Origin of the sequence: Escherichia sp. WS1265 (genome assembly GCF_046487585.1) — a bacterium.
GTDB lineage: Bacteria > Pseudomonadota > Gammaproteobacteria > Enterobacterales > Enterobacteriaceae > Escherichia > Escherichia coli.
In genome coordinates this window covers 1-19743 of record NZ_JBJQJE010000021.1, presented here as the reverse complement: position 1 = coordinate 19743, position 19743 = coordinate 1, and the positions used below count along the sequence as shown (strand labels likewise).

The window sequence follows — 19743 nt, the reverse complement described above, 5'->3', positions numbered from 1 at the left end:
TCCACTGAGCGTCAGACCCCTAAAATCCTGATGCTGATGTAGTCCCGTTTTATCGTCATCACGAAGCTTTCTGCTATGCCATTGCTTTCCGGGCTTCGCACTGCTGTCGTACAAGGCTCCAGTCCCAGCAACCGGGCGAACGCCGGCACTGTTGGCAACTGCCTTCCGAAGCGTTTTTCCACCGCACCCAGCATGACATCCTGCACCGTTTCTTTGTCATAGCCTCCGGTGCTCGCTGCCCAGTCAATGATCTCCCTGTCGCAGCAGTCCTGCGCGAAGGTCACCCGCAGCTTTTCGCCATTATCACAGCGGAACTCAAAGCCATCTGAGCACCAGCGCCGGTTACTTTCCGCTACTGCTACGCGCCCCTTATGGGCCCGCTTACGGCAAGGATCAGCGGGTTTACGTTCAAGAAGCAGATTATGCGTTCTCATAATGCGATACACCCGCTTTGCATTAACCACAGGCAGGCCGTCCCGCTCCGACTCCCGTCGCAGCAGCGCCCACACACGGCGATAACCATACGTCGGCAGGTCAGCCACCGCCATGTTTATCCGGGACAATACGGTGGTATCGTCAGAACGGGGCTGCCGTCTGCGATCCTGTCAGTCAGATGGCCGGTGAACCCGAATGCTCAACTGCGCACGCGACACGCCAAGACTTCTGCAAACGTCGCTTATTCGTCGTTCCCAGGCAACGAGGGCGCATGCGCAATCCATTTTTTTGCCCGGCCGAACTCCACGGCCTCTTTGAGTATCTCGGCTTCCATCGTCTTTTTGCCCAGAAGGCGCTGGAGTTCGCGAATTTGCTTATTGGCGGCAGCGAGTTCGGAGGCCGGCACCACTTCCTCGCCCGATGCAACAGCCGTCAGTGAACCGTCTTAATATTGCTTGCGCCATTTGAATATCTGGTTTGCATTGATGCCATGCAGGCGCGCGACATGAGACACGGTCATACCGGGCTCCATAGTCTGCTGAATAATGGCAATTTTTTCCTGCGGTGTACGACGCCGACGCCGCTCAGGTCCTGATAACACTTCAACCATCTTATCGTTCTGACTGGTATTAAACATAGTTCCAAGACTACCTCTTATTTTAAGAGAGTCGAAGTGTCTGGTGATCTATGGGGCCAGTCTAGCCCTCTTCCAAGTGTAGGGAGATATAGTCAAAGTTTGCTTCTCCGCCGATGAGTCCGCCCTGCGTCGGATAGTCCGATTTTTTACCGGCGAAGCACGGCTCTCCTAACCCTATCTAAAGCGAATAACTTTTTTCAACAGGGCCGCGTGCCAATGCAAGAGCGATAGGCGCTCTACGCGCCAATTTGACCACTTAAAACAGGTAAATTGAGGGGTTGTAATGTGTTGATGTAACAGGCTTTTATTTTAATGTCTTGGCATATGTATAATGGTAGTCTAGCCCTCCTTTCAACAAGGAGTACTCATGGAAACCTACAATCATACATATCGGCACCACAACTTTTCACATAAAGACTTAAGTGATCTCACCTTCACCGCTTGCACATTCATTCGCAGCGACTTTCGACGTGCTAACTTGCGTGATACGACATTCGTCAACTGCAAGTTCATTGAACAGGGTGATATCGAAGGCTGCCACTTTGATGTCGCAGATCTTCGTGATGCAAGTTTCCAACAATGCCAACTTGCGATGGCAAACTTCAGTAATGCCAATTGCTACGGTATAGAGTTCCGTGCGTGTGATTTAAAAGGTGCCAACTTTTCCCGAACAAACTTTGCCCATCAAGTGAGTAATCGTATGTACTTTTGCTCAGCATTTATTTCTGGATGTAATCTTTCCTATGCCAATATGGAGAGGGTTTGTTTAGAAAAATGTGAGTTGTTTGAAAATCGCTGGATAGGAACGAACCTAGCGGGTGCATCACTGAAAGAGTCAGACTTAAGTCGAGGTGTTTTTTCCGAAGATGTCTGGGGGCAATTTAGCCTACAGGGTGCCAATTTATGCCACGCCGAACTCGACGGTTTAGATCCCCGCAAAGTCGATACATCAGGTATCAAAATTGCAGCCTGGCAGCAAGAACTGATTCTCGAAGCACTGGGTATTGTTGTTTATCCTGACTAATTGCTTTGATGTGTGATTTTAAACGCTCAAATTTATAAAACGAATAATATTGTCAACCTTGCAATAATAGACATAGGGACAACCATGTATAAATTTTTACCCTCAGGCGTCTTCACAATAGAGCCATATAGCAGTGGGTCACTTAGTGGGCTTAATTTTTCCATTAAAGATAATATTAATATTGCTCAGTATAAAACATCATATGGTAGCCCATCTTGGCAAGTAAACATAAGGCTGCCATTTATAAGGCACTGTTGCAAAAATGTGGAGGTGATAGGGGTACTACGCCGGAACCCCAGATTTTTCCGTCCGTTCAAATTATCCACGGTTGAGCAGCTTGATCCCGTCCGCCCGCAGTTGACCAACAGGGGAAATATGCCTGTACAAAGTTTGCCGGGTTATCCCAAGTTCCTGGCATAGCGTACTGACCTTTGTTTCTGATTGTCCCATTGATGCCATTGCCAGTCGCAGTTTGACTGGCGTCATTTTATAAGGTCGGCCGCCGTTCCGCCCACGGGCTCTTGCTGATGCCAGACCTGCAGTCGTTCTTTCAGCAATCAGTTCGCGCTCAAACTCCGCCAGTGCGGCAAAGATACCGAAGACAAGCTTGCCAGCGGCCGTTGTTGTGTCGATAGTCGCCCCGTGACCGGTCAGCACTTTCAGACCGGTCCCCCTCGCGGTCAGGTCGTGCACTGTATTAATGAGATGACGAAGATCACGACCGAGGCGGTCCAGCTTCCATACGACCGAGAGCATAAAAAATATTGGGGCAGCGTGAGCTATGCTGCCATCGCTGGTCCCTTCCCGTCACTTTGAAAACCCGGATACCAGCAGACAAATTTATCCTGCAGTTCGTTATTCAAAACGGCGGTCCGGGTCTGTAACAAATAATGAGCCCCTTTTCTGCTCCACTGCATCTGCTGCTTTTTGGCCATTCGTCTGGCGATCACTTCATTGATCGTGGATTCCACAAACGCGGTTGATACCGGCTCTCCGTACCGACGCATTTCGCCGTAGTTTGGGATCATCATCTTATTATTCCGGATGTAGGTATACATTTCATCCAGATGTTTTTGCAGGGATTTCAGGCTAGGATAGCTGAGTTCAGGGTCATCGCAATACATAACGCAATTATCAATATGTTCCAGCGCAGCGACAACATTGCCATGCCAGAGATATCGTTTAATGCTTTCCAGCAGTGCCAGAACTTTACTCCCCGCCTCTGGATCTGATACCAGCAGTCCCCGGGCATATTGCATGAGCACCTTCAGCCTCATGGTGATATGAAACCAGTCCAGCACATGCGTTGACTCAGGGTACATACCGAACTGGAGGTCCCTGAGATTATCCGCGCCGTCGGACAGAAAAAATATCTGCTGGTTGGCCTGCATTCCCTGCGCTGAAAGGTGGGTCATGAGCCTGCGTTCCGGATGACAGTCATCCTTCTGAACAAAACCGAAGCGGCGGGTGTCAGCAGGCGCACCAACGGAAAAAGACTTCCCGGCAATAATTTCAAAATTACGCTTTTTGTCATCCCGATCGCGAACATAACCACCATCTATACCCACCACAAGCGGTTTTCCTGGCCTGGGCAGGTTCCCCCAGTCGCGGGGGCAGCCGGAAAGAAAACCTGAATGAGCTTCAGCCTCAGCGTCAAGACGCTGCGCCACCTGGCATAAATGATTCCTCACCGTTGAGGCATTCAGGCTGTGGCCCACCGGCAGAATATCTTTCAGCAGACGAGTCGTCATTTCATAGGAGATCATCGAGGCCCAGCGGGTTTCAATATATTTCAGTGCCGGGTGAGAATAATCGCCGGCCCAGTCGCTGAGCAAACTGACTGTCTTTGTATCACTCTCTTCACAACGGCACCGGTACACCCGAAGCCCGGATACCGGAATAACGCCAAACAGCGTCCGGTACCGTATTTTCTGTTTGCCTTTGATTCTGCGCGCAGCAAGGCAGTGAGGGCACCGGATATGGTGTTGAGTATATTCGTCTGCCTGCAGCTGGACCACCGACTGCTGGACCGTATTCAGCAACAGCTTGGATTCTGACACCGATAATCCGATGTCGTTCCGGGTCTCCCCTGATTTCTGGATTGTCATCAGTTCCTCCGTTCGACTGGAGCCTGATTCATCGGTGATGACTATCTGGAGCGTCAGTTGCATCATTGCCTCCTGCTGTGGTGGATGACTATCTCCCGGCTACTGGTTGTTCATCTGGTGACGAAGCTTATAATATGTGGAAACGCCAAGGCCCGCATGGTCGCAGGCGATCCTGAGCCTGACCCCTCTGCTTCTGAGTGCGTCAATTTCCTGGATCTTTTTGATATCGGCGCCGGGGCGCCCTGTTTTTTCACCCCGTGCTTTTTTCGCGGCGATGCCGTCGGCCTGCCTTTCCTTCAGTAAGGCTCGTTCAAACTGGCTGAATGCCGACATCATGTGCAGCTGCAGTTCCTGCATCGGATTGTTTGTGCCGGCGCTGAACGTCAGCTGCTCTTTCAGAAAAATAAGGGTAACGCCCTGGTCACGAAGCCGGGTGGTGACAGCGCACATATCCGACATATTCCGGCAAAGGCGATCGATGGAATGAACCAGAAGCGTATCACCAGGGCGTAATTGCCCCAGGAGTTCCTGTAACCCCGGGCGGTTTGTGTCCTTCGCGCTGGCATGCTCAACACAAATTTTATCAGGCTGAAAACCCGCCTTTGACAATGCCTCTTCCTGACGGGCCGTATTCTGATCGGCCGAGCTTACCCTGATGTAGGCATATTGCACGCAAAACCTCCGGAAGGTCTTTAAACATCATAGAGATTTAAAGAATAATCCATAAACACTGATTTAGGGAGGTTTATAGACATTTTTTCGGGGATCTGAGAGGCATGCTGAAAACGTATACCTTTATAGACATCAGTCAGCGACGACGGCCCAGCCAGATAACTTCAGGCTCCAGTACCGGAGATGCAAGGTCGAGCCTGCTCAGTTGCCGGTTGATTTTGTGGCGGTTGAACCTGACAGCATCCAGGTCGTCAGCAAAAGGGCGGATCTCGCCGACCGTTGTTTCATCATCCGCATTAACGATAGCTTCAAGAAACGCCAGGGTTTTATCGAACTCATCCGCAGCTGTGGCTCCGGGCATACCATGGCCGCTTATACAAAACGGCGCTTTCAGCGTAGAGTTTTCATAAATGGCCTCAACACGAATGTCATGAAGCCAGTGCTCAAAGAAATTGTATTCATAGGTAAAGCGATCGCCAGCATCAAAAGCAAAATCATCAATCACGACCCGGAACGGATTATCGACAAAACCGATGCCTCCTTCGTAGGAGATACCGTAATCTTTGCCATAAATGTGAAATTGATGGAGATGGTCGTCCCCCCAGCCCTGCACTATCTGGAAAATGAAGTGAAGCGCGGCCAGTGACGTGTCGGCAGCAATTCTCAGCCGACGCCAGACCATCGGACTGACTCCATGAACTGCTATTTTGATGACGTAGATCTTCATTATCAATATTGAACACCCCAGTGGTGCGCTCGACGTTCATTTAAGTAATGAAGGTCAGGATGCCACGACGTTACGCGCATCTGTTATTCGGACAACCAGAAAAATATTTTCCGGTGAAGTTTATCTTCCCTGAAAAAATTCGTTGTCAGGATAAGGACAATCAATAAAGGACTTCTGTATGAGTCATACAGAAAGAACAGGATTTTAAATGAATAAGAAATCGTTATGGAAGCTAATTCTGATATTAGCGATCCCATGTATTATTGGCTTTATGCCAGCTCCGGCAGGATTAAGCGAACTGGCGTGGGTGCTTTTTGGTATTTACCTGGCGGCCATTGTGGGGCTGGTTATCAAGCCTTTCCCGGAACCTGTCGTACTGTTAATTGCCGTTGCTGCCTCAATGGTGGTGGTCGGTAACTTATCCGACGGTGCGTTTAAGACCACCGCCGTATTAAGCGGTTACTCTTCAGGTACCACCTGGCTGGTGTTCTCGGCGTTTACCTTAAGCGCCGCATTTGTGACCACCGGCTTAGGTAAACGTATAGCCTATCTGCTGATTGGTAAAATTGGTAGCACTACCCTGGGTCTGGGTTACGTTACGGTATTTCTCGATCTGGTACTGGCTCCGGCAACACCGTCTAACACCGCGCGTGCGGGCGGTATTGTGTTACCGATCATCAACAGCGTGGCGGTGGCTTTGGGGTCCGAACCGGAAAAAAGTCCGCGTCGTGTCGGACATTACCTGATGATGTCCATTTACATGGTCACCGAAACCACCAGCTATATGTTCTTTACCGCAATGGCGGGGAATATTCTGGCGCTGAAAATGATCAACGACATTCTGCACCTGCAAATTAGCTGGGGTGGATGGGCGCTGGCCGCTGGATTGCCGGGTATCATTATGCTGCTGGTCACCCCGCTGGTGATTTACACCATGTATCCGCCAGAAATTAAGAAGGTGGATAACAAAACCATCGCCAAAGCGGGCCTTGCCGAACTGGGACCGATGAAAATCCGCGAAAAAATGCTGCTCGGTGTCTTCGTGCTGGCGCTGCTGGGCTGGATTTTCAGTAAGTCACTGGGGGTTGATGAATCCACCGTGGCAATCGTTGTTATGGCGACTATGCTGCTGCTGGGTATCGTTACCTGGGAAGACGTGGTTAAAAATAAAGGCGGCTGGAATACCTTAATCTGGTACGGCGGTATTATCGGCTTAAGCTCCTTATTATCGAAAGTTAAATTCTTCGAATGGTTAGCTGAAGTCTTTAAAAATAACCTGGCATTTGATGGTCACGGTAACGTTGCTTTCTTCGTTATTATTTTCCTCAGCATTATCGTGCGTTATTTCTTCGCTTCCGGTAGTGCCTATATCGTTGCCATGTTACCAGTATTTGCCATGCTGGCGAACGTCTCCGGCGCGCCGTTAATGTTAACCGCGCTGGCACTGTTGTTCTCTAACTCCTATGGCGGCATGGTTACTCACTATGGCGGCGCGGCAGGTCCGGTCATCTTTGGCGTGGGTTACAACGATATTAAATCCTGGTGGTTGGTCGGTGCGGTACTGACGATATTAACCTTCCTGGTGCATATCACCCTCGGCGTGTGGTGGTGGAATATGCTGATCGGCTGGAACATGCTGTAAATATACTCGTCATACTTCAAGTTGCATGTGCTGCGTCTGCGTTCGCTCACCCCAGTCACTTACTTATGTAAGCTCCTGGGGATTCACTCGCTTGTCGCCTTCCTGCAACTCGAATTATTTAGAGTATATCCATTTATTATCTTTCTGCGCACTTTCCGGTGCGCAGATATCTGGAGCATTTGATGATCAAGTTATCTGAAAAAGGCGTGTTTCTCGCCAGTAATAACGAAATAATTGCCGAAGAACATTTCACCGGCGAAATTAAAAAAGAAGAAGCAAAAAAAGGCACTATTGCCTGGTCTATTCTCTCTTCTCATAATACGTCCGGAAATATGGATAAACTTAAAATTAAGTTTGATTCATTAGCCTCTCACGATATTACCTTTGTTGGTATTGTACAGACCGCTAAAGCGTCCGGTATGGAACGTTTCCCGCTGCCGTATGTGCTGACCAACTGCCATAACTCACTCTGCGCCGTCGGCGGCACCATTAACGGTGATGACCATGTTTTTGGTTTATCGGCAGCGCAGCGTTATGGCGGTATTTTTGTGCCTCCGCATATTGCGGTCATCCATCAATATATGCGTGAGATGATGGCAGGCGGCGGCAAAATGATCCTCGGGTCAGACAGCCACACCCGTTACGGTGCATTAGGGACAATGGCAGTCGGTGAGGGTGGCGGTGAGTTGGTAAAACAGCTGCTTAATGACACCTGGGATATCGACTATCCGGGCGTGGTTGCGGTGCATTTGACCGGAAAACCTGCGCCGCATGTGGGGCCACAGGATGTGGCGCTGGCTATCATCGGTGCCGTGTTCAAAAACGGCTACGTCAAAAACAAAGTGATGGAATTCGTAGGTCCCGGTGTTGCTGCGCTCTCTACCGATTTCCGTAACAGCGTTGACGTTATGACCACTGAAACGACCTGTTTAAGTTCTGTCTGGCAAACCGATGAAGAAGTCCATAACTGGCTGGCGCTGCACGGTCGCGGCCAGGATTACTGCCAGCTTAACCCTCAACCGATGGCGTACTACGATGGCTGCATCAGCGTTGATTTAAGCGCCATCAAACCAATGATTGCGCTGCCGTTCCACCCGAGCAACGTATATGAAATCGACACACTGAACCAGAACCTGACCGACATTCTGCGTGAGATTGAAATTGAGTCCGAGCGCGTGGCGCACGGTAAAGCCAAACTCTCGCTGCTGGATAAAGTCGAAAACGGTCGCCTGAAAGTGCAGCAGGGGATTATCGCGGGCTGTTCTGGCGGTAACTACGAAAACGTCATCGCGGCGGCGAATGCACTGCGCGGTCAATCCTGTGGCAATGACACCTTCTCGCTGGCGGTTTATCCGTCATCACAGCCGGTGTTTATGGATCTCGCCAAAAAAGGTGTGGTAGCAGATTTGATTGGCGCAGGCGCAATCATCAGAACCGCGTTCTGCGGCCCATGCTTTGGCGCGGGCGATACGCCAATCAACAACGGTTTGAGCATTCGCCACACCACGCGTAACTTCCCGAACCGCGAAGGCTCTAAGCCAGCCAATGGGCAGATGTCAGCGGTGGCGTTGATGGACGCTCGTTCTATCGCTGCGACTGCGGCAAACGGTGGCTATTTAACTTCTGCCAGCGAACTCGATTGCTGGGACAACGTGCCGGAGTACGCCTTCGATGTAACGCCGTATAAAAACCGTGTTTATCAGGGCTTTGTGAAAGGGGCAACTCAGCAACCGCTGATTTACGGACCGAACATTAAAGACTGGCCGGAATTAGGTGCGCTGACTGACAATATCGTCCTCAAAGTGTGCTCGAAGATCCTCGACGAAGTGACCACCACCGACGAACTGATCCCTTCCGGTGAAACCTCTTCTTATCGTTCAAATCCGATTGGTCTGGCGGAGTTTACCCTGTCACGCCGCGATCCAGGTTATGTTGGCAGAAGTAAAGCGACTGCTGAGCTGGAAAATCAGCGTCTGGCGGGGAATGTCAGCGAGCTGACAGAGGTGTTTGCGCGCATTAAGCAGATTGCTGGTCAGGAGCATATTGATCCGCTGCAAACTGAAATTGGCAGCATGGTCTATGCGGTGAAACCAGGCGATGGTTCTGCGCGTGAGCAGGCGGCGAGCTGCCAGCGTGTGATTGGCGGTCTGGCGAATATTGCCGAGGAGTACGCGACTAAACGCTACCGTTCTAACGTCATCAACTGGGGGATGTTACCGCTGCAAATGGCGGAAGCACCGAACTTTGACGTAGGTGATTACATTTACATCCCAGGCATTAAAGCGGCGCTGGATAATCCGGGTACGACGTTTAAAGGTTATGTGATCCATGAAGATGCGCCAGTAACAGAGATTACGCTCTATATGGAAAGTCTGACTGCTGAAGAGCGCGAGATTATCAAGGCGGGTAGTTTGATTAACTTCAATAAAAACCGTCAGATGTAAAAAAAGGCGCTATGAAATATAGCGCCCAGTTTCATTAACCCGATGGTTCAGACTATCGGGTTTTCTTTTTTACTTCTTCGCCTCTGCAACCACTTTGCTACCCACGCCGCGGTTATTGTATTCCCACATGCGGTTGTAGTTAGTGTCATTCAGATTGCGTTGTATTTCGTCGCTATCGTCAACGCTGCCGGTGTTACCTGCGAATGGACGATTGGAAATCACCGCATCGGCCCACGGTTTCGCCGTGTTAAAACCTTCGTTGATGGCGCTATCACGGATCACCACCTGACCGTTGGTATTGGCATCAACATCCAGCGAGCGGCCCAGTTGCGCCACGCCATCACCGGAAGCATTGAAACGGCTGTTTACGGCGAGGAAACCGTAATAGATGTTAGACAGCGTAGCCGGTGCAAACACATACGCTTCTTGCTGAGTACGTGAGTTCACCACGCGGAATTCGGTATTATCGAACACCACTGCGCCGCGACCAGAAACGATATCCACATCCCCTTCAATATAGCTGTTGGTCACCAGAGTACGCGGCTGACGGTTGGTTTCCAGACGGTTTTGCACACCACTGTTGGTGACAAAGAAGGTATTCTGACGACCGAGAATGTTGACGTTATTGATCTGCACTTTGTCGCCATCAGTACGCAGTGCCACCGCCGGATGGTTACCCGCATCTACGCTATCGCCCAGCGTGTTTTCGATGGTCAGGTTTTGCAGTTGCAGGCCATTGTTTTGTGACCAGAAGACCGCAGAGCAGAGAACGCCGATACTGTCGCTGCGTTTGCTCTGGCAGCTATCGTACATATACCACGCTGGTTTACCTGGCATATATTTGCCGCGCGGGTTGACGTCATGACGCCAGTCGGCAGGGCTCATGCCCCCATCAAGGGAAAGCCCAATCTTCACATCAATCGGTTTTTCACCTGTACCGTACAGAGTAATTCCACCCGGAGCGGCAGGGACATATACCGTTCCCTGATACTCACCAGGCATCACGGCAATATACTGGCGCTTGTTGGTGCGCTTGATAATTGCCGCATCTACCGCCGCCTGAATCGTGGTATGCGTTACACCTTGAGTACCCGCCGGGCCGACAACAAAGTCAGGTTGCGCAGGCAGGGTAATCGGGGAAGGATTCCACGCTGCCGCACCTGGTGTCAGGGATGCAAAATAGTGTTGAGCATCGAAATTCTGCGCTTCTTTTGCCGACAGAATCGGGCGAGAAGAGGTACCAGGCGCGGTTTGATCAGAAGGACGTTGATCGGGCGGTGTTGAGCTACAGGCGGTCAGCGTCACGCCAAAAGCCAATGCCAGCGCCAGACGGGAAACTGAAAATGTGTTCACAGGTTGCTCCGGGCTATGAAATAGAAAAATGAATCCGTTGAAGCCTGCTTTTTTATACTAAGTTGGCATTATAAAAAAGCATTGCTTATCAATTTGTTGCAACGAACAGGTCACTATCAGTCAAAATAAAATCATTATTTGATTTCAATTTTGTCCCACTCCCTGCCTCTGTCATCACGATACTGTGATGCCATGGTGTCCGACTTATGCCCGAGAAGATGTTGAGCAAACTTATCGCTTATCTGCTTCTCATAGAGTCTTGCAGACAAACTGCGCAACTCGTGAAAGGTAGGCGGATCCCCTTCGAAGGAAAGACCTGATGCTTTTCGTGCGCGCATAAAATACCTTGATACTGTGCCGGATGAAAGCGGTTCACGACGAGTAGATGCAATTATGGTTTCTCCGCCAAGAATCTCTTTGCATTTATCAAGTGTTTCCTTCATTGATATCCCGAGAGCATCAACATGCAATGTTGTTGGGATGGCAATTTTTACGCCTGTTTTGCTTTGCTCGACATAAAGATATCCATCTACGATATCAGACCACTTCATTTCGCATAAATCACCAACTCGTTGCCCGGTAACAACAGCCAGTTCCATTGCAAGTCTGAGCCAACATGGTGATGATTCTGCTGCTTGATAAATTTTCAGGTATTCGTCAGCCGTAAGTCTTGATCTCCTTACCGCTGATTTTGCTGCGCGAGTGGCAGCGACAGGGTTTGTTGTTATATGGCCTTCAGCTATTGCCTCTCGGAATGCATCGCTCAGTGTTGATCTGATTAACTTGGCTGACGCCGCCTTGCCCTCGTCTATGTATCCATTGAGCATTGCCGCAATTTCTTTTGTGGTGATGTCTTCAAGTGGAGCATCAGGCAGCCCCCTCCTTATTGCTTTAATTTTGCTCATGTAATTTATGAGTGTCTTCTGCTTGATTCCTCTGCTGGCCAGGATTTTTTCGTAGCGATCAAGCCATGAATGTAACGTAACGGAATTATCACTGTTGATTCTCGCTGTCAGAGGCTTGTGTTTGTGTCCTGAAAATAACTCAATGTTGGCCTGTATGGCTTCAGTGATTGCGATTCGCCTGTCTCTGCCTAATCCAAACTCTTTACCCGTCCTTGGGTCCCTGTAGCAGTAATATCCATTGTTTCTTATATAAAGGTTAGGGGGTAAATCCCGGCGCTCATGACTTCGCCTTCTTCCCATTTCTGATCCTCTTCAAAAGGCTACCTGTTACTGGTCGATTTAAGTCAACCTTTACCGCTGATTCGTGGAACAGATATTCTCTTCCATCCTTAACCGGAGGAGGGAATATCCTGCATTCGCGCACCCATCGACGAACTGTTTCAAGGCTTCTTGGGCGTCGCTGGCGAGCGTTCCACTCCTGAAGTGTCAAGTACATCGCAAAGTCTCCGCAATTACACGCAAGAAAAAACCGCCATCAGGCGGCTTGGTGTTCTTTCAGTTCTTCAATTTGAATATTGGTTATGTCTGCATGTGCTATCTGCGCCCATATCATCCAGTGGTCATAGCAGTCGCTGATGTTCTCGGCTTCGATAACTCTGTTGAATGGCTCTCCATTCCATTCACCTGTTACTTTGAATTTCATTAAGTTTCACCTGTAAAAAAAGGAGCCGAAGCTCCTTTGATATTAAAATTCGAATTGTCTCGCCCGAAGGCTTTTTAACATTGGTCTTGCCCGTTCGAAAATGGCGCTTGTCTGGTCAATTCGTGTTGCCTCCCTGAGCAGTACATCTCTGTTTTTCGTCACCGCATAGAAGGTTTCAAACGCAATGTCATACAGCTTGCTCGCGTATGATGAGTTAAGTTCCTTCATTATCGGGTACAGGCGTTTGCAGGTGTCCTGTGCATTCTCCATCTGTACCTGCATGTAGCACAGGAGGATGATTTCCTCATCTGTGAATTGCTGCGCTGGTTGCATGCTGTGAAGCTTCTTTTCGCACTCGATGAAGTATCGGCGTATCTGGCGGCCTTTCTCGTTACGCTCAACCATCGCCAGTTCCTTGGCAGTGTCGAGGGTGAGGTGGTAGTCCTTGCGGTTGTGACCGCCTCTACCTTTTGCTTGCCAATTTTGGCAAGCAATCACAAAATCTTGATTTTCAACGAATCCATATTCACCCAGCCAGTCCTTGATCCAGTGAGCAAACATTTTACCAATACCAAGAAAAGCGTGCAGATTGCGAGCATTGCAAAGTAAAACTGGTTCGTTGTTGATGGTTCCATCGAAAACGGGAATGAGTTGATTAGTCATAATTATGACTCCTGACGTTTTAGTATTGACTGCCACCTTAGTGGGGGGGCGGGCTTCAACTACCGCGTCAGACGGCGGAGCGTATTTCCCGAAAGGGTATTGTATTAGGCTCTCTCGACCCGCCATTGATATGGCGATACCTGTAAACAGGCATAAAAAAGCCGCAAAGCTATCGGGTGCGGTTGACCGCTGACGTTGTAGTGCGGTCAGTATGCGATAGCTCTGGCGGATTTGTCAAATCATGTAGGCCTTATCTTGCTGTAAGCCGCGCCATTCGGGCTTTTCCCCACATTTGGGGAAAACTATCTTGTCAAAATCATGCAGCCTTTCGCTCTCCTTCGATGAGTTCCTCTATTTTGTGCACTCCAGCCTCGTTGTACCGAAATGTTTCAACCTGCTTGCTGGAATGCGCAGATTTATCCAGGAAGAACTTCCCGTACTGCTCAGTTTTGAGGTTGTTTGCGTTAGCAATGCGACCAATCTTGTTTGCCGTTACTCCGAGCTGCTCTGCGACCTCCCCTGCTGAGTAGTAATGCTCTTCTATTGCCGGAAGAGGTATTGCATTAAAACCAACGAGCGGGTTGATTATGCTTGCCGCAGCAGTCTGCTTTGCTTCCGGCGCAAGATTTGGCATCAAATCGAACAGATTGGTAACAGCTTCAACCGTCATTTTCAGTGTTCGCGCTTGACGATACTCAACAAGTCCACTCGCTGATTTACCGCTTTTAATGTGCGCTTCCTGCATACTTTCAAGTTTGTCTACAAGTGTTCGGCGAACTGCTTTAGATTCGCGAGCAGCAACACGAAGCGCCTGCTTGATAGTCATGGAGATAACATCAATGTCAGCCCCGTTTTTCCGACCTACACTTTTTGTGTAGGTCTCGCCTTCCAATTCATCCTCAATTTTCTCGATGAATTTGTTGTTACGTACTGATGGCTCTCCACATAACTTGCGAGCTTCATTGACCATTTTCAACAGCATCTGGCTGTCGATTGTTACAGCCGGAAACGAAGAGTGATTTGCAATATTGTTAACCACACCTTTTCCCCTATATCGTATAAAAGAAATCCCCGCGAGTGCGAGGATTGTTATTCAGTGCTGATATTCACCTTTATCGCGTACACCTTTACCGGTTTATCTCCTTTGCATGGCACGTAATTTTTTCAGATGGTTCTCCTGCTCTGTTTCAGCCAGGATCTGGTGATATTCTCTGTGATCAATGTGTTCGAATAAATTATTGAATTTTCTGATGCACACCCTTCCAGGATAGCCATCCATCCTCTTGAAGAATACTGAGTGATCAGTACTACGAATGATTTTTACTGGATAGCCAGCGCTATCGGTGTATATCTGACCACGTTGAATCAGAGAGAACATTCGTTTATCCCCAGATAAAAATATAGCAATACCAATTACATAAAATACTTCAGGCCAAGCATCATTTCACCTCCTGCGGCGGTTCCGGTAGCGGCATCCAGAACAAGGCGTTCCCTAACCACGATAAAGTGCCGTCGCTCAACTCCACGTATTCCCCTTGTACCTGTCCTGCCATATACTCGCCGTGCTTTGAATAAATTAAAATCCAATCATCTTGAGGGGGTATTCGCTCACTACAGCTTATCCAACCACCCGGAGTTACCGGAGAGTTGCCGCGTTCTTTAATGTGCAAGCGAGGCTCACCATCTTTTGGTTCAGGCCACTGGCGTTCCATGTTGATCTTCAATTTATTTTCCATAGCAGCGGTAATTTCAGCATCACTGATACCAGCACGGCGCTGTGCATCCCACAACAGGAACTGCATATCAGCCCACTCGCTGAGATCGTCAGGTTCGGCTGCGGCTTCCAGTGCCTCTTTTGAGAGGTGTTTCAGTGGACCAATGGGGCCAACGCAGCCAAATGTGGAGTCAGACCATTTGGCATGCTCGTGGCGAATCTGTTCGCGTTCCAGTGAGGCGAGAGCGATTTTAAATGCTGTAAGCATGTGTGCTTGATCGTTGTCGAGTTCGAATGGCATTTCATCTCGTGCTGACTCAATACTGGTAATCGTATTTTGTAGCCATTCTTTGGTAAAAGTGCTCATCGTAAAATATCCTCTATACTGGTAAGTCCTTCATTATTTAGCCAGATCATGGCGTCATCCGGCAACTTGCTGTCTGGTTTGGCGTTTTTGAGAGAGGAACTCAGTCGCTTAATCCACATTGTCACCTCAGTAATGCGCCTGTCTTTGCCTTCCAGCTCAACACGCAGCTTCCCTACCGTTAGCGCAATATCCTCGTTCTCCTGGTCGCGGCGTTTGATGTATTGCTGGTTTCTTTCCCGTTCATCCAGCAGTTCCAGCACAATCGATGGTGTTACCAATTCATGGAAAAGGTCTGCGTCAAATCCCCAGTCGTCATGCATTGCCTGCTCTGCCGCTTCACGCAGTGCCTGAGAGTTAATTTCGCTCACTTCGAACCTCTCTGTTTACTGATAAGTTCCAGATCCTCCTGGCAACTTGCACAAGTCCGACAACCCTGAACGGCCAGGCGTCTTCATTCATCTATCGGATCGCCACACTCACAACAATGAGTGGCAGATATAGCCTGGTGGTTCAGGCGGCGCATTTTTATTGCTGTGTTGCGCTGTAATTCTTCAATTTCTGATGCTGAATCAATGATGTCTGCCATCTTTCATTAATCCCTGAATTGTTGGTTAATACGCTTGAGGGTGAATGCGAATAATAAAAAAGGAGCCTGTATCTCCATGATGATTTTGTTTTTCATGCTCACCGTTCCTTAAAGACGCCGTTTAACATGCCGATCGCCAGGCTTAAATGAGTCGGTGTGAATCCCATCAGCGTTACCGTTTCGCGGTGCTTCTTCAGTACGCTACGGCAAATGTCATCGACGTTTTTATCCGGAAACTGCTGTCTGGCTTTTTTGATTTCAGAATTAGCCTGACGGGCAATACTGCGAAGGGCGTTTTCTTGCTGATGTGTCATTGAACAAGTCCCATGTCGGCAAGCATAAGCACACAGAATATGAAGCCCGCTGCCAGAAAAATGCATTCAGTGGTTGTCATACCTGGTCTCTCTCATCTGCTTCTGCTTTCGCCACCATCATTTCCAGCTTTTGTGAAAGGGATGCGGCTAACGTATGAAATTCTTCGTCTGTTTCTACTGGTATTGGCACAAACCTGACTCCAATTTGAGCGAGGCTATGTGCCATCTCAATGCTCGTTCTTAACTCAACAGGAGATGCTTTGTGCATACAGCTCCCCGTTTATTATTTATCTCCTCAGCCAGCCGCTGTGCTTTCAGGGGATTTCGGGTAACAGAAAGGCCGGGAAATACCCAGCCTCGCTTTGTAACGGAGTAGACGAAAGTGATCGCGCCTACCCGGATATTATCGTGAGGATGCTTCATCGCCATTGCTCCCCAAATACAAAACCAATTTCAGCCAGTGCCTCGTCCATTTTTTCGATGAACTCCGGCACCATCTCGTCAAAACTCGCTATATACTTTTCATTCCGCTCAATCACGACATAATGCAGGCCTTCACGCTTCATACGCGGGTCATAGTTGGCAAAGTACCAGGCATCTTTTCGCGTCACCCACATGCTGTACTGCACCTGGGCCATGTAAGCCGACTTTATGGCCTCGAAACCACCGAGCCGGAATTTCATGAAATCCCGGGAGGTAAACGGGCATTTCAGCTCAAGGCCATTGCCGTCACTGCATAAACCATCGGGAGAGCAGGCGGTGCGCATACTTTCGTCGCGATAGATGATCGGGGATTCAATAACATTTACGCCGGAAGTGAACTCAAACAGGGTTCTGGCGTCGTTCTCGTACTGTTTTCCCCAGGCCAGCGCTTTAGCGTTAACTTCCGGAGCCACACCGGTGCAAACCTCAGCTAGCAGGGTGTGGAAGTAGGACATTTTCATGTCAGGCCACTTCTTTCCTGAGCGGGGCTTTGCTATCACGTTGTGAACTTCTGAAGCGGTGATGACGCCGAGCCGTAATTTGTGCCATGCATCATCCCCCTGTTCGACAGCTCTCACGTCGATCCCGGTACGCTGCAGGATAATGTCCGGTGTCATGCTGCCACCTTCTGCTCAGTGGCTTTCTGTTTCAGGAATCCAAGAGCTTTCACTGCTTCGGCCTGTGTCAGTTCTGACGATGCGCGAATGTCGCGGCGAAATATCTGGGAACAGAGCGGCAATAAGTCGTCATCCCATGTTTTATCCAGGGCGATCAGCAGAGTGTTAATCTCCTGCATGGTTTCATCGTTAACCGGAGTGATGTCGCGTTCTGGCTGACGTTCTGCAGTGTATGCAGTATTTTCGACAATGCGCTCGGCTTCATCCTTGTCATAGATACCAGCAAATCCGAAGGCCAGACGGGCACACTGAATCATGGCTTTATGCCGTAACATCCGTTTGGGATGCGACTGCCACGGCCCCGTGATTTCTCTGCCTTCGCGAGTTTTGAATGGTTCGCGGCGGCATTCATCCATCCATTCGGTAACGCAGATCGGATGATTACGGTCTTTGCGGTAAATCCGGCATGTACAGGATTCATTGTCCTGCTCAAAGTCCATGCCATCAAACTGCTGGTTTTCATTGATGATGCGGGACCAGCCATCAACGCCCACCACCGGAACAATGCCGTTCTGCTTATCAGGGAAGGCGTAAATTTCTTTCGTCCACGGATTAAGGCCGTACTGGTTGGCGACGATCAGCAATGCGATGAACTGCGCATCGCTGGCATCACCTTTAAATGCCGTCTGGCGAAGAGTGGTGATCAGTTCCTGTGGGTCGACAGAATCCATGCCGACACGTTCAGCCAGCTTCCCTGCCAGCGTTGCGAGTGCTGTACTCATCCGTTTTATACCTCTGAATCAATATCAACCTGGTGGTGAGCAATGGTTTCAACCATGTACCGGATGTGTTCTGCCATGCGCTCCTGAAACCCAACATCGTCATCAAACGCACGGGTAATGGCTTTTTTGCTGGCCCCGTGGCGTTGCAAATGATCGATGCATAGCGATTCAAACAGGTGCTGGGGCAGGCCTTTTTCCATGTCGTCTGCCAGTTCTGCCTCTTTCTCTTCACGGGCGATCTGCTGGTAGTGACGCGCCCAGCTCTGAGCCTCAAGACGATCCTGAATGTAATAAGCGTTCATGGCTGAACTCCTGAAAATGGCTGTGAAAATATCGCCCGCGAAATGCCAGGCTGATTAGGAAAACAGGAAAGGGGATTAGCGATTCAGGCCGTTACCGCGTCCGTCGAGAAAAACTTCCACGAGCAAATCACGGGTATAAGTGCGCTCGATGCCGCGATGCAGATAAAGCCGTCCGCGTAAATTAGCTGATGCAGTCCAGGTACCATCTTTGTGTTTGACCAGCATTCCTGGCATGACCGCACCTCGATTAACGGTCTGCGTTCCGTAATGTTGATGAACCATAAAAACTCCTGCCCGTAAGCTGGGCTGCTGAACATATAGAGACTTCTGCGCGTATTCAGGCGGTGGATGGCCGCCGGTTGTCATAACTAAGTCGCCTCGTTGAAGCGACTAAGGTATGAAATGTTGAGTTGATTTCAGCTGGTCACACCGACGTTCACGCGTCCGTTTCACCCCTCGCACTCCCCGAAGCCTGCTGAAATTCAAACTGCGGATCTAAGCGGTCATCGCAACGGTGAATCAGGTGGTTGCCGTATCGTTGTGTTGTTGCGACATGGTAATAATAGCTATTGCTATTGGTGGTATCAATACTTATAGCTATTGATTGATGTGTTTTGATATTAACTGTTTGATAGCAAAAAGAATTAATTTTGTGACTTGCATCGCATAGCGATAACTGAAGGGAGGTTGTGGTGGTTTTCTGAACGGTGTGTGATGAGGGGAGGCAAAAGAAAACCCGGCACGACGGCCGGGGAAATCATTTCGCATCTACAATAAATAACCTGTTTATCTGGCCTTTTTTAACAGTAGCCTTTGCGGTTATAGTGAATACTGCAGATGGATCACCTTTGGTTGATATATATGCACTAAGAGCTCTAATATACGGGTTATTCTTCTTTCCTGCAGCTGGATCGCTAATTTCAGCAGTGATTCTCTTTTTTGAGTCATCACCATCTAAAATTATTTTAGCTGTCATATTTTGTGCATCAAATTCTGTAAGAAAAGCACGATACTCACGAAGACCGAGAACTTCATCATCATCAAGCCTATCAATTTCAGCTTTATCTCTCTCGTTAACTTTTAGAAGGCAGCCGTCAACATTTGTTGCAACACTTATCTGATCGCAAGTATTACCAATAGGTGATACTGCCTGCCGGTAATGACTCCAACTTACTGATAGTGTTTTATGTTCAGATAATGCCCGATGACCTTGTCATGCAGCTCCACCGATTTTGAGAACGACAGTGACTTCCGTCCCAGCCTTG

At 49.1% G+C, this 19743-nt stretch carries 23 protein-coding genes and 5 pseudogenes; 4 read left to right on the top strand and 24 right to left on the bottom strand.

Annotated elements, in window-relative coordinates; genetic code table 11:
* Nucleotides 1-29 precede the first annotated feature (29 nt).
* Nucleotides 30-1045, bottom strand: a pseudogene (locus tag ACJHX3_RS19105) (IS3 family transposase); the annotation flags it as partial.
* A 394-nt stretch (nt 1046-1439) separates the two neighbouring features.
* Here ACJHX3_RS19105 and ACJHX3_RS19100 point away from each other — a divergent pair.
* Nucleotides 1440-2096 carry a quinolone resistance pentapeptide repeat protein QnrS1 gene (locus ACJHX3_RS19100; RefSeq protein WP_001516695.1) on the top strand — a complete coding sequence of 219 codons (657 nt, stop codon included), beginning with the start codon at nt 1440-1442 and terminating at the stop codon, nt 2094-2096.
* 318 nt (nt 2097-2414) lie between these two features.
* Here ACJHX3_RS19100 and ACJHX3_RS19095 read toward each other — a convergent pair.
* The 4 genes and pseudogenes from ACJHX3_RS19095 to ACJHX3_RS19080 form a co-directional block, all read right to left on the bottom strand.
* Nucleotides 2415-2843, bottom strand: a pseudogene (locus ACJHX3_RS19095) (recombinase family protein); the annotation flags it as partial.
* Nucleotides 2844-2875: 32 nt separating this feature from the next.
* On the bottom strand, nt 2876-4267 hold the full coding sequence (locus tag ACJHX3_RS19090; protein ID WP_001493761.1) for an ISKra4-like element ISKpn19 family transposase: 1392 nt from the start codon (nt 4265-4267) through the stop codon (nt 2876-2878).
* A gap of 36 nt (nt 4268-4303) precedes the next feature.
* Nucleotides 4304-4876: a recombinase family protein gene (locus tag ACJHX3_RS19085; protein WP_001493762.1), complete on the bottom strand. Its 573-nt coding sequence runs from the start codon at nt 4874-4876 to the stop codon at nt 4304-4306.
* A 136-nt stretch (nt 4877-5012) separates the two neighbouring features.
* Nucleotides 5013-5603, bottom strand: a complete 591-nt coding sequence (locus tag ACJHX3_RS19080; protein ID WP_012477564.1) for a plasmid pRiA4b ORF-3 family protein — start codon at nt 5601-5603, stop codon at nt 5013-5015.
* A 1-nt stretch (nt 5604) separates the two neighbouring features.
* Here ACJHX3_RS19080 and ACJHX3_RS19075 point away from each other — a divergent pair.
* The 3 genes and pseudogenes from ACJHX3_RS19075 to ACJHX3_RS19065 form a co-directional block, all read left to right on the top strand.
* Nucleotides 5605-5736, top strand: a pseudogene (locus ACJHX3_RS19075) (PrpF domain-containing protein); the annotation flags it as partial.
* Nucleotides 5737-5811: 75 nt separating this feature from the next.
* Nucleotides 5812-7245, top strand: coding sequence for an anion permease (locus ACJHX3_RS19070; RefSeq protein WP_094308409.1), 1434 nt, complete (start codon nt 5812-5814; stop codon nt 7243-7245).
* A gap of 182 nt (nt 7246-7427) precedes the next feature.
* A complete protein-coding gene (locus ACJHX3_RS19065; protein ID WP_000593892.1) occupies nt 7428-9689 on the top strand; it encodes a hydratase in 2262 nt (753 codons plus the stop codon).
* A gap of 69 nt (nt 9690-9758) precedes the next feature.
* Here ACJHX3_RS19065 and ACJHX3_RS19060 read toward each other — a convergent pair whose 3' ends face one another.
* The 19 genes and pseudogenes from ACJHX3_RS19060 to ACJHX3_RS18970 all read right to left on the bottom strand — a co-directional run.
* On the bottom strand, nt 9759-11042 hold the full coding sequence (locus tag ACJHX3_RS19060; RefSeq protein ID WP_001091563.1) for a putative acyl-CoA thioester hydrolase: 1284 nt from the start codon (nt 11040-11042) through the stop codon (nt 9759-9761).
* Nucleotides 11043-11176: 134 nt separating this feature from the next.
* Nucleotides 11177-12247: a tyrosine-type recombinase/integrase gene (locus ACJHX3_RS19055; protein WP_094321882.1), complete on the bottom strand. Its 1071-nt coding sequence runs from the start codon at nt 12245-12247 to the stop codon at nt 11177-11179.
* On the bottom strand, nt 12225-12443 hold the full coding sequence (locus tag ACJHX3_RS19050) for an excisionase (RefSeq protein ID WP_001303849.1): 219 nt from the start codon (nt 12441-12443) through the stop codon (nt 12225-12227). The genes ACJHX3_RS19055 and ACJHX3_RS19050 overlap by 23 nt, the downstream gene beginning before the upstream one ends.
* Before the next feature lie 39 nt (nt 12444-12482).
* Nucleotides 12483-12650 (bottom strand): hypothetical protein, encoded by a 168-nt coding sequence (locus ACJHX3_RS19045; RefSeq protein ID WP_094321883.1) that lies wholly within the window; start codon nt 12648-12650, stop codon nt 12483-12485.
* Nucleotides 12651-12692: 42 nt separating this feature from the next.
* Nucleotides 12693-13313: an antA/AntB antirepressor family protein gene (locus ACJHX3_RS19040; RefSeq protein WP_094321884.1), complete on the bottom strand. Its 621-nt coding sequence runs from the start codon at nt 13311-13313 to the stop codon at nt 12693-12695.
* A gap of 316 nt (nt 13314-13629) precedes the next feature.
* Nucleotides 13630-14352, bottom strand: a complete 723-nt coding sequence (locus ACJHX3_RS19035) for a hypothetical protein (RefSeq protein WP_000247838.1) — start codon at nt 14350-14352, stop codon at nt 13630-13632.
* A 96-nt stretch (nt 14353-14448) separates the two neighbouring features.
* Nucleotides 14449-14691 carry a DUF4222 domain-containing protein gene (locus ACJHX3_RS19030; RefSeq protein WP_000492058.1) on the bottom strand — a complete coding sequence of 81 codons (243 nt, stop codon included), beginning with the start codon at nt 14689-14691 and terminating at the stop codon, nt 14449-14451.
* Between the two features lie 61 nt (nt 14692-14752).
* Complete coding sequence (locus ACJHX3_RS19025) at nt 14753-15394, bottom strand: dATP/dGTP pyrophosphohydrolase domain-containing protein (RefSeq protein ID WP_094321885.1); 642 nt, start codon at nt 15392-15394, stop codon at nt 14753-14755.
* A 125-nt stretch (nt 15395-15519) separates the two neighbouring features.
* A pseudogene (locus tag ACJHX3_RS19020) lies at nt 15520-15714 on the bottom strand (ead/Ea22-like family protein); the annotation flags it as partial.
* 44 nt (nt 15715-15758) lie between these two features.
* Nucleotides 15759-15980 (bottom strand): annotated as a pseudogene (locus ACJHX3_RS19015) (TraR/DksA family transcriptional regulator).
* A 98-nt stretch (nt 15981-16078) separates the two neighbouring features.
* The gene (locus ACJHX3_RS19010; protein WP_000149655.1) at nt 16079-16294 is read right to left on the bottom strand and encodes a hypothetical protein; all 216 of its coding nucleotides are present in this window, start codon (nt 16292-16294) and stop codon (nt 16079-16081) included.
* Between the two features lie 76 nt (nt 16295-16370).
* Complete coding sequence (locus ACJHX3_RS19005) at nt 16371-16562, bottom strand: DUF1382 family protein (protein ID WP_000548531.1); 192 nt, start codon at nt 16560-16562, stop codon at nt 16371-16373.
* Complete coding sequence (locus tag ACJHX3_RS19000; RefSeq protein ID WP_000682311.1) at nt 16535-16717, bottom strand: DUF1317 domain-containing protein; 183 nt, start codon at nt 16715-16717, stop codon at nt 16535-16537. Before ACJHX3_RS19000 ends, ACJHX3_RS19005 begins: the two co-directional genes overlap by 28 nt.
* Nucleotides 16714-17394 carry a lambda exonuclease family protein gene (locus ACJHX3_RS18995; protein WP_000186804.1) on the bottom strand — a complete coding sequence of 227 codons (681 nt, stop codon included), beginning with the start codon at nt 17392-17394 and terminating at the stop codon, nt 16714-16716. The genes ACJHX3_RS19000 and ACJHX3_RS18995 overlap by 4 nt, the downstream gene beginning before the upstream one ends.
* Nucleotides 17391-18176 carry a phage recombination protein Bet gene (gene bet, locus ACJHX3_RS18990; protein WP_000100847.1) on the bottom strand — a complete coding sequence of 262 codons (786 nt, stop codon included), beginning with the start codon at nt 18174-18176 and terminating at the stop codon, nt 17391-17393. The genes ACJHX3_RS18995 and bet overlap by 4 nt, the downstream gene beginning before the upstream one ends.
* 5 nt (nt 18177-18181) lie before the next feature.
* A complete protein-coding gene (locus ACJHX3_RS18985; RefSeq protein WP_000995443.1) occupies nt 18182-18478 on the bottom strand; it encodes a host-nuclease inhibitor Gam family protein in 297 nt (98 codons plus the stop codon).
* A 75-nt stretch (nt 18479-18553) separates the two neighbouring features.
* Nucleotides 18554-18760, bottom strand: coding sequence for a phage encoded cell division inhibitor protein (locus ACJHX3_RS18980; RefSeq protein ID WP_000233577.1), 207 nt, complete (start codon nt 18758-18760; stop codon nt 18554-18556).
* A 475-nt stretch (nt 18761-19235) separates the two neighbouring features.
* On the bottom strand, nt 19236-19454 hold the full coding sequence (locus tag ACJHX3_RS18975) for a hypothetical protein (RefSeq protein WP_244583008.1): 219 nt from the start codon (nt 19452-19454) through the stop codon (nt 19236-19238).
* Between the two features lie 194 nt (nt 19455-19648).
* The coding region (locus tag ACJHX3_RS18970) for an IS1 family transposase (RefSeq protein WP_000306640.1) at nt 19649-19743 on the bottom strand (95 nt) is incomplete at its 5' end.